At 70.6% G+C, this 14,336-nt stretch carries 11 protein-coding genes and 2 pseudogenes; 2 read left to right on the forward strand and 11 right to left on the reverse strand.

Features of this window, described 5'->3' with window-relative positions:
• Both SACAZDRAFT_RS22915 and SACAZDRAFT_RS05570 read right to left on the reverse strand, forming a co-directional pair.
• Window positions 1-708: a WGxxGxxG family protein gene (locus SACAZDRAFT_RS22915; protein ID WP_005439483.1), complete on the reverse strand. Its 708-nt coding sequence runs from the start codon at window positions 706-708 to the stop codon at window positions 1-3.
• A 106-nt stretch (window positions 709-814) separates the two neighbouring features.
• Window positions 815-1,822, reverse strand: coding sequence for a polysaccharide deacetylase family protein (locus SACAZDRAFT_RS05570; protein ID WP_005439485.1), 1,008 nt, complete (start codon window positions 1,820-1,822; stop codon window positions 815-817).
• A 141-nt stretch (window positions 1,823-1,963) separates the two neighbouring features.
• Here SACAZDRAFT_RS05570 and SACAZDRAFT_RS05575 point away from each other — a divergent pair, with 141 nt between their 5' ends.
• Window positions 1,964-3,526, forward strand: coding sequence for a putative glycoside hydrolase (locus SACAZDRAFT_RS05575; RefSeq protein WP_005439487.1), 1,563 nt, complete (start codon window positions 1,964-1,966; stop codon window positions 3,524-3,526).
• A gap of 7 nt (window positions 3,527-3,533) precedes the next feature.
• On the opposite strand, the gene SACAZDRAFT_RS05580 is transcribed toward SACAZDRAFT_RS05575, so the two are convergent.
• Both SACAZDRAFT_RS05580 and SACAZDRAFT_RS05585 read right to left on the reverse strand, forming a co-directional pair.
• Window positions 3,534-4,280 (reverse strand): SDR family oxidoreductase, encoded by a 747-nt coding sequence (locus tag SACAZDRAFT_RS05580; protein WP_005439488.1) that lies wholly within the window; start codon window positions 4,278-4,280, stop codon window positions 3,534-3,536.
• A 77-nt stretch (window positions 4,281-4,357) separates the two neighbouring features.
• Complete coding sequence (locus SACAZDRAFT_RS05585) at window positions 4,358-4,954, reverse strand: DUF5134 domain-containing protein (protein ID WP_005439489.1); 597 nt, start codon at window positions 4,952-4,954, stop codon at window positions 4,358-4,360.
• A 176-nt stretch (window positions 4,955-5,130) separates the two neighbouring features.
• On the opposite strand from SACAZDRAFT_RS05585, the gene SACAZDRAFT_RS05590 reads away from it, so the two are divergent.
• Window positions 5,131-6,369: an alpha/beta hydrolase gene (locus SACAZDRAFT_RS05590; protein ID WP_005439490.1), complete on the forward strand. Its 1,239-nt coding sequence runs from the start codon at window positions 5,131-5,133 to the stop codon at window positions 6,367-6,369.
• Between the two features lie 23 nt (window positions 6,370-6,392).
• Here SACAZDRAFT_RS05590 and SACAZDRAFT_RS05595 read toward each other — a convergent pair whose 3' ends face one another.
• The 7 genes and pseudogenes from SACAZDRAFT_RS05595 to SACAZDRAFT_RS05625 all read right to left on the reverse strand — a co-directional run.
• Window positions 6,393-7,382 carry a TIGR03557 family F420-dependent LLM class oxidoreductase gene (locus tag SACAZDRAFT_RS05595; protein WP_005439491.1) on the reverse strand — a complete coding sequence of 330 codons (990 nt, stop codon included), beginning with the start codon at window positions 7,380-7,382 and terminating at the stop codon, window positions 6,393-6,395.
• 50 nt (window positions 7,383-7,432) lie between these two features.
• Complete coding sequence (locus SACAZDRAFT_RS05600; protein ID WP_005439492.1) at window positions 7,433-8,266, reverse strand: LLM class F420-dependent oxidoreductase; 834 nt, start codon at window positions 8,264-8,266, stop codon at window positions 7,433-7,435.
• A 40-nt stretch (window positions 8,267-8,306) separates the two neighbouring features.
• Window positions 8,307-11,544, reverse strand: a pseudogene (gene icmF / locus SACAZDRAFT_RS05605) (fused isobutyryl-CoA mutase/GTPase IcmF).
• A 78-nt stretch (window positions 11,545-11,622) separates the two neighbouring features.
• Window positions 11,623-12,237, reverse strand: a complete 615-nt coding sequence (locus SACAZDRAFT_RS05610) for a GTP-binding protein (RefSeq protein WP_005439495.1) — start codon at window positions 12,235-12,237, stop codon at window positions 11,623-11,625.
• Window positions 12,218-12,592 carry a DUF742 domain-containing protein gene (locus tag SACAZDRAFT_RS05615; protein WP_005439496.1) on the reverse strand — a complete coding sequence of 125 codons (375 nt, stop codon included), beginning with the start codon at window positions 12,590-12,592 and terminating at the stop codon, window positions 12,218-12,220. The genes SACAZDRAFT_RS05610 and SACAZDRAFT_RS05615 overlap by 20 nt, the downstream gene beginning before the upstream one ends.
• Window positions 12,593-12,740: 148 nt before the next feature.
• The gene (locus SACAZDRAFT_RS05620) at window positions 12,741-13,193 is read right to left on the reverse strand and encodes a roadblock/LC7 domain-containing protein (RefSeq protein WP_005439497.1); all 453 of its coding nucleotides are present in this window, start codon (window positions 13,191-13,193) and stop codon (window positions 12,741-12,743) included.
• Window positions 13,190-14,336 (reverse strand): annotated as a pseudogene (locus SACAZDRAFT_RS05625) (nitrate- and nitrite sensing domain-containing protein); the annotation flags it as partial. The pseudogene SACAZDRAFT_RS05625 and the gene SACAZDRAFT_RS05620, both read right to left, overlap by 4 nt.

The raw sequence follows: 14,336 nt of genomic DNA on the forward strand, positions 1-14,336 counted from the left end.
TCAGTCATAGTCGCGGCGCGGCCACTGCGGCTCGGCCGACGCGTCACCGGGCGCGCGGGGAGGCTCGGGGACGTCCCGGTTCGCTCGGCTGAGGCGGCCGGCGTGCAGCGGCGGTGCGGGAGAGAGTCGGATGCTGCCGTCCCTGGTGACGCTGGTGGGCGACGACGACACCGCGGGCAGGTAGGCCGTGGGCTGGGCAGGCTTCGGGCGGGGCGTGTACGGGACCTGCTCGTGGCCGCCACGGTTCTGGGCCGGGATCGCCGGAGGCGTACTCGCGCGCGGTCGTGCTGGCCGTGCGGCGCTCGTGCTGTTCGTGGTGACCGCCGACTCGTCGCTTCGTCCGGTGGTCGTCGCCGGTCGCCCGAGCCGCTGCGCCACCCGCACGGCGGTCGCGCCGCGCGGCGAGGGCGCGGGATCGCGGCGGGCCGCCTCCCGCATCACCGGGTAGGCCGCCAGCGGGTCGGCCACGACGGGCTTGCGCCGTCTGCGGACGAGGCCGGCGAGGCCGAGCAGCCCCACGAGCCCCAGAAGGCCCCACGGCGGCTCGTCGGTGTTCGACTCCTGGGCGTGCACCGTGTGGCCGACCGAGGCGGTCGGCACGGCGGGCTCGGACTGTGCCGACTGCACCGCGGACGCGACCGGTGCCCCGACGAGCGCCACCGAGACGCAGACCGCCGCCACCACTCGACCACCGGTCACTGTTCGCATAGCTTCCCTCCACTGAACGTCACGAGACCGCCTACCCGCTTCACGCGCGCACCAGCTCTCGACCACCCGTCCGGGCCACGGTCGTGACCTCATCCGGTGACGCCGGTCAGTACGGCGCGGCGGCCTCGGCGAACTCGGGATTCAGGGTGTCGTCGCCCCGCGGGTACGAGATCCGCCTGGGGTCGCCGTCGGAGGTGTAGAGCTGCCCGCTACCGGCGAGCCGGTCCAGCCACACGGTCGACCCGAACTCCGCTTCCGGTCCGCCCGGTCCCTGCGAACGGATCCGGGGCACGGCCGACGGATCGAACTCCCTCGCGAACGGCGAGGGCGCGGGGTTCGACCCCACCAGGAGCACCGCCCGGTAGTCGTAGCCGTCACCGCTGCGCGCGAGCTCGGCAGGACTCGGTCGAACGCCGAACGGCAGCGCGAGCGACGCGGGTTCATAGGCCGGAACCACCTCGCGGATCAGCGCGTCACCCTCGGCGATGGCCTGTTCGGCCGCCTCCGGCGAGGCCGTGCCGAGGTTGGTGTGGCCGAGAGTGTGATTGCCGACCTCGAAGCCGTTGTCGACCAGCCAGCGCAGTGCCCGCCGACCGGCCTGCCCGCCTCCGAAGGGCTCCTCGTTGACGTAGACGCTCGCGGTGGGCCGGAACCCCGGGTTGTCCCGCGCGACCTCCAGCAACACCCCGATCGCCGTGTCGGGGGCGACGGCGTCGCCCTCCATCCGCAGGGTGCTCGGGTCACCGTCGTCGAACGTCAGCACCACGGGGTGAGTACCGGCGGGCAGGTCCAGCCGCCCCGTGGCCAACTCGGCGGTGGTGACCGGCACGTAGTCCTCGTCGGCGAGGCGCTGCAACTCCGCCCGGAAATCCTCGGGAGTCCTGTCGTACACCGACGTGGGGTCCGGCACGACGCGGTGGTACATGAGCACCGGAACGACGCCCAGTTCGTTCGCGCCGACCTCCCGAGGGCCGGGTGGAGGCGGCGCCTCCCCCAGGGCGGCGGGCGGCACGCCGGTCCCGTGTGGACTCGCTTCGGGCGCGACCGTGTGGGTGGTGCACCCCGCGGCGACCGACGCCACCGCGATGAGGATCAGGATGGGTCGAAGGTCCATGTCCGGCACAGTAGGCCTGCATACACCCGGCCGCGTTTCTCGCTCACTCGACCGGTCGGACCTGACCGCACGTGCGTCAGCGACGCACACACCGCGGGTAGCCCCGGCTGACCGACTTCATGGGCGACGGGGAGGATCGGGATGCGCACGTTCCGCTGGAGTCCTCAATGGACTATCGCAGTCGTGGTGGTGACCGCGGTCGCCGCTGCCGTGACCATCCCGCTGAGCCTGCCCGACGAACCGGACGCGACGGTCTCGGGCCTTCCCGACCACGCCGTGCCCCCGAGCATTCTCGAGACGGTGCGGCTCTCCTCGCCCCACGGACTCGACGGCCTCACCGCCACGCTCGACGGCGAACCCCTGCGGTTGCGCCGCGAGGGCGCCGCACTGCGACCGGAGGTCGTGGCGCTGCCCGAGGGTGTCCACGTGCTCGTCGTGACACCTCCGCCGGGCACGTTCGGGGAGTCCGAGCAGACGGAGATCACCTTCCGGGTCGACGCCACGCCGCCGCGACTGGACATCCGGCCCGTCGAACCGGTCGAGCGAGGGGAAGCCGGCGAGATCCGTGGGACGGCGTCGGGCGCCGTGCGGGTGTCGGCCGCGGGTGAGGAGACCCGGCCCGCCGCCGACGGGTCGTTCACCCTGCCCGTCCGCGCCGGTGCGGGCACCGTCACGGTGGTGGCGCACGACGAGGCGGGCAACGCCACCACCGAGGACGTCGCCGTCACCCTCCGGCATCCGGGCATGAAGGCGGTGCACCTGACTGCCAGCGCCTGGGCCAGCTCCGCGCTACGGGAACCGGTGCTGGACCTGGTGCGCGAGGGCCGTATCGACACCGTCCAACTCGACATCAAGGACGAGACCGGCCAGATCGGGTACGCGTCGCAGGTTCCGCTGGCGCAGGAGATCGGCGCGACCACCGAGCTCTACGACGCGAGGGCGGCTCTCGACCTCCTCCACGAGGAGGGTGTGCACGTCGTGGGCAGGCTGGTGGCCTTCCGCGACCCGATCCTCGGTCGAGCGTCGTGGGAGTCGGGCGACGACCAGCGAGTCATCCAGACCACCGGCGGCAGCCCCTGGTCGGGCGGGTACGGCGACTACTCGTTCACCAACTTCGCCGATCCGGAGGTCCGGGAGTACAACATCGCGCTCGCCGAGGAAGCGGCCCAGCTCGGTTTCGACGACATCCTCTACGACTACGTCCGCAGACCGGACGGCGACGTCTCCGCCATGGTGATCCCCGGGTTGACGACGACACCCGAGGAGGCCATCGCGAGCTTCCTCGCCGAGTCGCGCACGGCCGTGCACCGGCACGGCGCGTTCCAGGGAGCCTCGGTCTACGGCATCGCCGCCTCCCGACCCGAGCAGATCGCGCAGGACATCCCCGCCATGTCCGAGCACGTCGACTACGTGGCACCGATGGTGTATCCGTCGCACTGGGGGCCCGGCGAGTACGGTGTCGCCGACCCGGAGCGCCGGCCCTACGACATCACGGCCCGCTCGCTCGCCGACTTCCAGCGGATCGCCCGGGAGAACGGGCGCACCCGGGTCATTCCGTGGCTTCAGGCGTTCAGCCTCGGCGTCGAGTACGGGCCGGGCGAGATCCGCGCGCAGATCGAGGCGGCGGCGGACAACGGTATCGACTCGTTCCTGTTGTGGAACGCGGGCTGCCGCTACGACCCTCGGGCGCTGCCGCCGACGTGACGCGGGCTCAACCTCGGCCGACGAACGGCATCTTGGTGGCGGTCACGGTCAGCGAGAACACGTTGGCCTCCAACGGAAGCCCGGCCATGTAGCGCACGGCCTCGGCCACGTGCGACACGTCGATACCGGGTTCGGGTCGCACGTGGCCGTCGGCCTGCTTCGCCCCGGCCGCGAACCCGGCCGTCATCTCCGTGGCGGCGTTGCCGACGTCGAGCTGGCCGCAGGCGATGTCGAACGCCCGGCAGTCGAGCAGGATCGACTTGGTGAGTCCGGTGATGGCGTGTTTCGTGGCGGCGTAGGCGACGCTCTCCGGCCTCGGCGTCGTCGCGGCCAGCGACCCGTTGTTGATGATCCGGCCGCCCCGCGGTTCCTGCGCCTTCATCACCCGCACGGCCTCCCGCGCGCAGAGGAACATGCCCGTCAGGTTGACGTCCACCGTGCGGCGCCAGTCCTCCACGGACACCGTGTCGATCGAGCCGACGGGCCCGAACGTGCCCGCGTTGTTGAACAGCACGTCGACCCGGCCCCAGGTCGCGACGACGGTCTCGAACAGGGCGCCCACCGCCGCGGGGTCGGTGACGTCGGTGGGTACGACCAGCGCGGCCGCCTCGTAGTCGGCGCCGGCCTCGCGCAGCGCTGCCTCACGCCGTCCGGCCAGCGCGACGCGGTACCCGTCGCGCAGCAGTGCCTGCGCCGCCGCTCTGCCGATGCCCGTTCCCGCCCCGGTGACCACCGCGACCCGTCCGTGAGCCATGTGCGCGTCCCTTCACTCGGCCTCCACTCGGGACATCACACCATCCAGGACGTCGCGGTGGTGAGCGGATGGGTACCTCACCCGACGAACCCCACGGCGAACATGCCCGCCATGCCGACGCTCATGACCGTCCGGCAGCCGTCCCTCGACGCGACGCCCTCGGGCTCGGGTGTTCCCGCGCGGCGCGAGCGCATCATGCGCCGCGCCGTGAGCACGGCGTCCACGGCGAAGTAGAGCGCACCGGCGAGTGCCACCGCCGGCAACGCGTAGCCGCCGGTGGCGCCCTCATCCACCATGACCGGCCACACCCCGTGTCCAGTGTCGCCGTGCGGCATCGCCGCCAGCATGTACACCATGGCGAGGGCGCTCACCCCGTGGTGGAGGTCGCCGTGGCGACACCCGCCCTGCTCGGCCCGGCCCCGGACGGCGGCGACCAGGAAGAACGACGCCGTGACCACGAAGAGGGCCTGCCAGCCCGCCACGGGGACGGGAAAGCCGAACGGCGACACCATGGCCAGCATGGCCACGGCCATGAGCAGTCCCGCGACGTCGGCGTGCCTCGTCGCGGCACCGAGTGCCGGGTAGTCGAGCCGCACGAGCCTCGCCAGGCACGGCCTCACGAGCGCGGCGAACATGGCCGTGGCACACCACGCCACGGCCACCGGAACGCCCATCGGTGCCTCCCAGGGGATTCCCGAGCCCGCGGGCCCGGGTCGCCGAACGGTTGTCACCGTGGCATCCCGGCGACACCCTCCACCAGCGGTCAGGCAGGTGAAAGGTCAACTCGCGCGCGCACGCACCGTGCACACCGGGACAGCGTTCGGGCTACCGCACTCGTAGTCTCGGCACCATGCGTCTGTCGTTCCGTGCCCGGCGCGCTGGGCAACTCGCCCTCACGGCCAACGCCCTGCGTCCGCTGCGCGGGGCGCATTGGGGCTTCCCGGCCTTCGTCACCGGGTGGCTCACGTCGGAGTTGGCGCCGCACCTGCTCGCGATCACCCTCACCGACACCGCCGCACACGTGGCTCGGCGCGGGGTCCGGAACGTCGACCGGCCGGGCGTGGTGGCGGCGGGGCTGTCCACCGTCGGGCTGGGTGCGCTGATCGCGTCGGCGCAGCGGGCGCGGGGCGTGGTCGAACAGGCGCTCGTCGACGCGCTCGGCCCGGGCTACACCGACGAACTGCGTCCGGCGCCCTCGGCGTCCGACCTCGCCACGCCGTGGGGTCAGCTGGCGCTGCCGTTCCGCATGCGGCATCCGGACGTGCACGTCGACCGCGACATCGCCTACTTCCAGGGCGGCAGGAGGTTCCTGCTCGACGTCTACCGCCCCCGACGGCCGGTGGCGAACCGCCCGGTGCTGTTCCAGGTACACGGCGGGGCGTGGGTGACCGGGAACAAGGACCAGCAGGGTGTCCCGCTGATGTTGCACATGGCGGCCCGCGGCTGGGTCTGCGTGGCCATCAACTACCCGCTCTCCCCCGCCGCCCGCTGGCCGCAGCACATCGTCGCGGCCAAGCGGGCGCTCGCCTGGGTGCGCGAGCGGATCGCCGACTACGGCGGCGACCCCTCGTTCATCGCCGCCACGGGCGGTTCGGCCGGAGGCCACCTGGCCGCGCTGCTGGCACTGACTCCCAACGACCCCGTGTTCCAACCGGGTTTCGAGGACGTCGACACCAGCGTGCAGGTGTGCGTTCCGCACTACGGGGTGTACGACTTCGCCGCCACCACGGGCGCACCGGCGAGCCGGACCCGCCTGCGGCATCTGCTCGCCCGCTACGTGGTCGGCACCGATCCGGAGCTGTCGCTGGACGACTACGTCGCCGCCTCACCGCTGGACCGCGTCAACTCCTCCGCTCCCCCGTTCTTCGTGGTGCACGGCGAGCACGACACGCTGGTGCCGGTTCGCGAGGCGCGGGAGTTCGTCCGCCGCCTGCGTGCGGCGTCGCCGCACCCGGTCGCCTACGCCGAGATCCCCGGCGCTCAGCACGCGTTCGACCTCTTCCCGTCGATCCGCAGTGCCCACGTGGTGCGCGGCGTGCAGCGGTTCCTCGACTGGGTCCACGCACACCGCGACACCGCGACGGGGTGATCTCCGGCGGCCGGACGAACGCGTCAGGCCTTGAGCTTCGGCAGCACCTCGCGGCCGAAGACCTCCAGCCACTCCTTCTGGTTGCGCCCCACGTTGTGCACGTAGATCCGGGTGAAACCGATGTCGATGAACCGCTGCAGGGACGCGCGGTGCACGTCCGGGTCGGACGACACCACCATGCGGCCCTCGAAGTCCTCCCGGCGCACGAGCTTGGCCATCTGCTCGAAGTCGAACGGCGAGCGGATGTCGGCCTTGGGGAACTTCATGCCCCCGTTGGGCCACTGCTCCAGCGCGTTGCGCCACGCCTCCTCGTCGGTCGCCGCCCACGACAGGTGCACCTGCAGCAGCTTCGGCATGCTGTCCGGGTCCTTGCCAGCCTTGCGTGCGCCCTGGCCGAAGTTGTCGAGGATGCCCACGAGTTTCTCCAGCGAGGCGCCGGGCGTGATCAACCCGTCGGCGAGCTCACCGGTCTTGCGCGTCGTGTACGGGCCCGCCGAAGCGATGTAGATCGGCGGCGGGGCTTCCGGCATCGTCCACAGTCGAGTGTTGTGCAGCTTGAAGAACTCGCCCTTGTGCTTGACGTCCTTGCCACTGAACAACTTCCGGATGATCTCGAGGGCCTCGAACATCCGCCGCACCCGCTCCGGCGCCTCCGGCCAGTACCCGCCGATAATGTGTTCGTTCAGCGCCTCGCCGGATCCGATGCCGAGCCACGTGCGCCCCGGGTAGGTGGCTTCGAGCGTGGCCGCGGCCTGTGCCACCAGAGCCGGGTGCTGCCGGAACGACGGACACGTCACGCCGGGCCCGAGGTCACCTGTGGTGTTCTCGGCGAGCGAGGCGAGCACGCTCCACACGAACGACGCCTCGCCCTGCGCGGGAACCCACGGCTGGAAGTGGTCGGCCGCCATCTGGCCCGAGAAGCCGTGCTGTTCGGCCAGCGCGGCCAGCTCGATGGACTCCCGCGGCGAGAACTGCTCCAGCGCCGCGGCGATCCCGATCTGCACGTCACCCACGTGTCTTACCCCTCGTGTTCGTGGTCCGGTGGGTCAGCCTTCTCCAGAACCTACCCCGCGTGGCGCCCGGCCAACGCGGCCAGCTCGTCGAGCGCGGTCAGCGTCTCCGCCTCGGGCAGCGTGGGCAGGAAGAACGTCACCCGCTCGACTCCGACGTCCGCCCAGCCCTCGATGCGGGACTCGTCGCGGCCGGCGGCGAAGATCGTCACCGGCACGTCGCTCTTCCCCCGCTCCGCCAGGGAGCGCAGCACCGAGCGGATCTGCTCGGGTTCGGTGTGTCCGCGCGGCAGCCACCCGTCGCCGTGGGCGGCGAGCCGCTCGATCGCCGCCGGGCTCTCACCACCGACGTAGATCGGAGGGTGCGGCGTCCTCACAGGCTTGGGCCAGGCGTAGATCGGGTCGAAGTCGACGTGCTCACCGTGGAACTCCGCCTGCTCGGAGGTCCAGATCGCCTTGATCGCCTGGAGTTGCTCGTTCAGCAACGCACCCCGCGTGCGCGGGTCGGTGCCGTGGTTGCGCATCTCCTCGCGGTTCCAGCCGACGCCCACACCGAAGACGAACCGTCCGTCCGAGATCAGATCGAGGCTCGCCGCCTCGTTCGCCGTGTGGATGACGTCGCGCTGCACGACCAGCGCGACCCCGGTGCCCAGCAGCAGCGTCTCCGTCACCGCCGCGGCCGCGCTCAACGCCACAAACGGGTCGAGGGTGCGGTAGTACGGGCGAGGCAGCTCGCCACCGTCCGGATAGGGCGTCTCCCGGCTCACCGGGATGTGCGAGTGCTCCGCCAGGAAGAGCGAGTCGAACCCGCGTTCCTCCAGAGCGGTGGCCAGCGTGGTCGGCCGGATGCCTTCGTCCGTCACGAACGTCGAGATACCGAACTTCATGACACCGGCCAACCACGCTCGGCTCCGATTTGTTCCGCCGTCACACGTTCCGGCGGTACTGTCCACCCACTTCGAAGAACGCGTGGGTGATCTGCCCGAGCGAGCACACGCGGGCGGCGTCCATCAGCACGCCGAACACGTTCTCCCCGCCGGCCGCCGCCTCCCGCAGCCGGGCGAGCGCCCGCTGGGCCTCGTCCCGGTGCCGTTCGTGGAAGTCGGCGAGGCGCCGCAGCTGCGACTGCTTCTCGTCCTCCGTGGCCCGCGCGAGCTCCACCTCCACCTCGTCGTCCTCGGGATGGGGGCTGCGGAACATGTTGACCCCGACGATCGGCAGCGACCCGTCGTGCTTGAGCCGCTCGTAGAGCATCGACTCGTCCTGGATCTTGCCGCGCTGGTAGCCGGTCTCCATGGCACCGAGCACCCCGCCGCGTTCCGTGATGCGCTCGAACTCGGTGAGCACGGCTTCCTCGACCAGGTCGGTGAGCTCGTCGATGACGAACGACCCCTGCAACGGGTTCTCGTTCTTCGACAAGCCCCACTCCTTGTTGATGATCATCTGGATGGCCAGCGCGCGCCGCACCGAGCTCTCCGTCGGCGTGGTGATGGCCTCGTCGTAGGCGTTGGTGTGCAGCGAGTTCGCGTTGTCGTACAGGGCACACAGCGCCTGCAGGGTGGTGCGGATGTCGTTGAAGCTCATCTCCTGCGCGTGCAGGGAGCGCCCGGAGGTCTGGACGTGGTACTTGAGCTTCTGCGACCGCTCGTTCGCACCGTAGCGGTCGCGCATGGCGACGGCCCAGATCCGGCGGGCGACCCGGCCCAGCACCGAGTACTCGGCGTCCATGCCGTTGGAGAAGAAGAACGACAGGTTGGGCGCGAAGTCGTCGATGTGCATGCCCCGGGCCAGATAGGACTCCACGTAGGTGAAGCCGTTGGCGAGGGTGAACGCGAGCTGCGTGATCGGGTTCGCCCCGGCCTCGGCGATGTGGTAACCCGAGATCGACACCGAGTAGAAGTTGCGGACCTCGTTGGCGATGAACCACTCCTGGATGTCCGACATCATCCGCAGCGAGAACTCGGTGGAGAAGATGCAGGTGTTCTGCCCCTGGTCCTCCTTCAGAATGTCGGCCTGCACGGTGCCCCGCACCTGCCGCAGCGTCCACGCGCGAAGCTCGGCGGCCTCCTCCTCCGTGGGCTCGCGGCCGTGCTCCTCGCGGAAGGCGTCCATCCGCTGGTCGATCGCCGTGTTGAGGAAGAACGCCAGGATCGTCGGCGCCGGGCCGTTGATGGTCATCGACACCGACGTGGTCGGTGCGGTCAGGTCGAACCCGTCGTAGAGGGCCTTCATGTCGTCGAGCGTCGCGATGGAGACACCCGACGTGCCCACCTTGCCGTAGATGTCCGGACGCGTGTCCGGGTCCCAGCCGTAGAGCGTCACCGAGTCGAACGCGGTGGACAGCCGCTTGGCCTCCGAGTCGGACGAGAGGTACTTGAAGCGGCGGTTGGTCCGGAAGGCGTCGCCCTCGCCCGCGAACATCCGGGCCGGGTCCTCGCCCTCACGCTTGAACGGGAACACGCCCGCGGTGAAGGGGAAGTACCCGGGCAGGTGCTCGCGGCGCAGGAACGACAGCAGCTCGCCGGGCTCGGTGTACCGCGGCAACGCGACCCTCGGGATGCGGCTGCCCGACAGCGTGTCCCGCCACAGCGACGTGCGGATCTCCTTGTCGCGCACCCTGAAGACGAGCTCGTCACCGCGGTACTGCTCGGCCAGCTCGTCCCAGCTCTCCAACAGCGCGGTGGTCTCGGAGTCGACCTCGGCGTCGGCCTTCTCCAAGAGCCGGTCGACGTCCTCGGTGGCGGCGTTCTCCGCGACCAGCGCGTCGCGCACGGCGCGCAGCTGCGCCCGCTTCCGCACCGCCTCGACCTGCGTGCGGGTGCGCTCGTGGTAGCGGCGCACCGTCTCGGCGATCTCGGCGAGGTAGCGGGTACGGCTACCGGGGGATCACGACGCTGGTGTCGGTGGACACCTTGCCCTCGATGGCCGGCAGCATGCCGGCCGAGACGGACAGTCCGCTGCCGGAGAGCAGGTCGCGCAGATGCTGGTAGAGCGCCGTGACGCCGTCGTCGTTGAACTTCGCGGCGCTCGTACCGAAAACCGGCATGTCCTCGGGCGAGGTGCCGAACTGCTCCCGGTTGCGCACCATCTGGCGCGCCACGTCCCTGCGCGCGTCCTCGGCGCCACGCCGCTCGAACTTGTTGATCGCCACCACGTCGGCGAAGTCGAGCATGTCGATCTTCTCCAGCTGCGACGCGGCACCGAACTCGGGCGTCATCACGTACAGCGTGTGGTCGACGTGGTCCACGACGCCCGCGTCGCCCTGCCCGATACCGGGCGTCTCGACGATCACCAGGTCGTAGCCGGCCGCCTTGCACGCCTTCACCGCGTCGTCGAGCCCGGTGGGGATCTCCGAACCCGCGCCACGCGTGGCGAGCGAGCGGAAGTACACCCGGTCCCCGGTGAGGCTGTTCATGCGGATGCGGTCGCCCAGCAGCGCTCCACCGCCCCGGCGCCGGGTGGGGTCGACGGCCAGCACGGCGATCCGGAGCTTGTCCTCCTGGTCGAGCCGGAAGCGCCGGATCAGCTCGTCGGTCAGCGACGACTTCCCCGAACCGCCCGTGCCCGTGATCCCGAGCACCGGAACGGTGCGCGCCGAGGCGGCCTCGGCGATCGCGTCCCGCCAACCCTCCGGCAGCGTGCCGTGCTGCAGCTGCGTGATGGCCCGCGCGAGAGTCGGCATGTCACCGGACAGCAGTGCGTCCACCGAGCCGGGTTGGTCGGCCGACAGGTCCACGTCGCACTCGCGGATCATCAGGTTGATCATGCCGGGGAGGCCGAGTTCGAGACCGTCGTCGGGGGAGAAGATCCGGGCTACTCCACGCGAGTGCAGCAGCTCGATCTCGTCGCGCACGATGACCCCGCCACCGCCGCCGTAGACGCGGATGTGGCCCGCACCGCGCTCCCGCAGCAGGTCCACGAGGTAGCTGAAGTACTCGACGTGCCCGCCTTGGTACGCGCTGATGGCGACACCCTGGACGTCCTCCGAGATGGCAGCGGTGACCACCTCGTCGACCGAACGGTTGTGTCCGAGGTGCACCACCTCGGCCCCCTGCGACTGCAGGATGCGCCGCATGATGTTGATCGACGCGTCGTGCCCGTCGAACAGGCTCGCAGCGGTCACGAACCGGACGGGGTGCACGGGTCGATGGAGTTCGGAGGTCATGCCTCCAAAATACTAGGACTTCCGACTTTCTGAGAACCGAGCGACAGCGTGATGCGGGCCTCATGGACCCGGATCGGTTCAGGACGCCGAGTTCGCCGCCCGCAGCGCGATCCACTTCCGCATGGCGTACTCCACCAGCGTGATGAGCGTCTGCTTCGTGGACTCCCGATCACGGGCATCGCATCGCACGATGGGAATACTCGGATCGATCGACAGCGCCTCGCGGACGTCGTTCAGGTCGTGCTGCAGGATGCCGTCGAACGTGTTGACGCCGACGATGTAGGGCAGACCACGGTCCTCGAAGAAGTCCACGGGCGCGAACGAGTCGGCCAGCCGCCGCGTGTCCGCGATGACCACCGCCCCGATGGCTCCCCGTACGAGGTCGTCCCACATGAACCAGAACCGCTGCTGGCCGGGCGTTCCGAACAGGTAGAGGATGAGGTCCTCGTCCAGGGAGACCCTGCCGAAGTCCATGGCCACCGTCGTGGTCGCCTTGTTCGGCGTCGCCCCGAGGTCGTCGATGCCCGTGCTCGCATCGGTCATCATCGCCTCGGTGGTCAACGGAACGATCTCGGACACCGAGCCGACGAACGTCGTCTTGCCAGCGCCGAACCCGCCCGCCACGACGATCTTGGCGGACGTCATCGTCTTCGACGCGGCTTCGCGCGGTGCCTTAAAGCCGGCGGAGTCCACTCAACACCCTTTCCATCAACGTCAGGTGCGCCTCGGCGCTTTCGTCACCGCTGACGGTCCTGTGCACGGTGACAAGCCCCGCGTCGGCCGCATCGCTGATCAGCACCCGGGCCACACCCAGTGGGACCCGGAGCCGGGAGGCGATCTCCGCGACCGACTGTGGGGTACGACATTCTTCCATGATCACCTGAAGCTCGATTTGCTCGGGCACCGCCAGCAATGCCGCGGCCCTCGTGGAGATCAACGTCTCCAGCTCCAGGTGGTAGTTCGCCCTGGTCCGGCCGCCGGTGAGGGCGTAAGGACGGACGACACCGATCTCCTCCGTCGGCTGCAACGGGATAGCTTCGACTGCCACAGGTTGCTCCTTGGTGTTCGCTCGGTCCTCGCCGTCTCCGCACTGCGACCGGGATCGCTCGGAAACCCCCTCCACCCGCTCCGGACCGGCCGACGCCCTCTCGGCGTCCGGCTCCCGGGGGGTCGAGGGCCCCGTGCTCATCCCGCGGTCACCCCACCGGTTCGCCGACCCGCGGTCCGCCCGAACCCTGGAGTTGCGCCCGAAGCTCCGGCGTGAGGAGCTGTCCCACCCGATCGACCAGCAACGTCATCTCGTACGCGACCTGTCCGATGTCGCAGTTCGGAGCGGCGAGCACGGCGAGACACGACCCGTCGCTGATCGACATGAGGACCATGATCCCGAGTTCCATCTCGACGACGGTCTCCGTCACGGCACCGGCCTCGAAGCACCGCGCCGCCCCCTGGGTGAGGCTGACCAGACCGGATGCCACCGCCGCGAGCTGGTCAGCGCGGTCGAGCGGCAGCCGGTTCGACGACGTCAGCAGCAGACCGTCGGCCGACACCACCACGGCGTGCGCCACACCGGGCACCCGCTCGGCGAAGTCGTTGACCAGCCATCCGAACTGGTTCTGCTGAGGCGCGGAGCGATCCGACACGGTCATTCACCCTCCAGTCTTTCGTCTGCGTTGTCGGTCTCACTGGTGACGTGATGCCGACCTCTGCGGACTCCCTGTTGAAAGCTCGCCAGCCTCCCTCGCACGTCGGCGGGGTCTCTCGGCAGCCCCCGACGCGGTTCCGCCCGCCCCTCGGGGGCCGCGCTGCCGGGTAGCAGCCTCTCCCCACGGCGTCGTCTGGGCAAACCGGCAGCCGTGTAACTCGTCGGCTCCGCCCGGGAGACCTCCTCGACCGCCCGCCAGCGCTCGTCGGCGGCGAAAGCCCAGCTCGTGGCCCCCTCGTCGGGTGTCTGGTCACCCGACGACGGGGCGTCGGCACCGTCCTCTCCGCCGTGCGACGAATCGGTGGAAGGTCGTGCCGCGTCGGTGAACAGCGCTCCGGCGCTGCCGACGACATCCGTGGTCTCCGCCGGCCCGGGCTCGTCGGGGGCCGCGCCGGGGCGAACGCGCTTCGGCCGCACCGGAAGCGCCGCTCCGCCACCCGAGGCCTCGCCCTCGTCCGAGTCGGCTCTCCGGTGCCGGCGGCCGCGGGTGACTCCCTGCTGGAAGCTGCTCAGTCTGCCGAGCACCTCGGCCGGGTCGCGGGGACGACGCTGTCGTTCCTCGGGTTCGGCACTGCTCGCGCCGGGAGCCGCGCTCCCCGGCAGCAACTGCTCACCACGCCGCCGTCGAGGCAGGCCCGCGTCGGTGAACTCGGAGGGCGCCTGCCGCTCGGAGACCTCCTGCACGGTCTTCCACGTGCGGTCCGCGGCGAACTCCCAGTCCTTGTCCGGCTCGGGCGGCGAGCCACTGCCCGCCGCGTCGGTGACCTTGCGGAACCAGGCCGACACCATCTCGTCGAAGATCGGTGTGGTCTCGGCGTTCTCCACGGCCGCCTTGCGCGCCTTGCGCTCCTCCTCGGTGGGAGGCGCGCCCAGGTTGCTCTGCGTGACGGCAGCGCTCCACCAGTCGCTGACCGCGGTGCTGTCCGCCTCGCTGTTCGCCTCGAACAGCTTGCTGCCCGACAGGAGCTCGCCGCTCGACTCGTCGGAGCGGTCGGTGCGCCGCTGGGTGTGCTCGGCGGCCTGCGCCTCCGAGGGCCACGCGGGCCCCGCGCCGCTGCCGGGCCCGGGTTCGTCGCCCTCCGTGCGG

This window comes from Saccharomonospora azurea NA-128, assembly GCF_000231055.2.
In the GTDB taxonomy this organism is placed as follows: domain Bacteria; phylum Actinomycetota; class Actinomycetes; order Mycobacteriales; family Pseudonocardiaceae; genus Saccharomonospora; species Saccharomonospora azurea.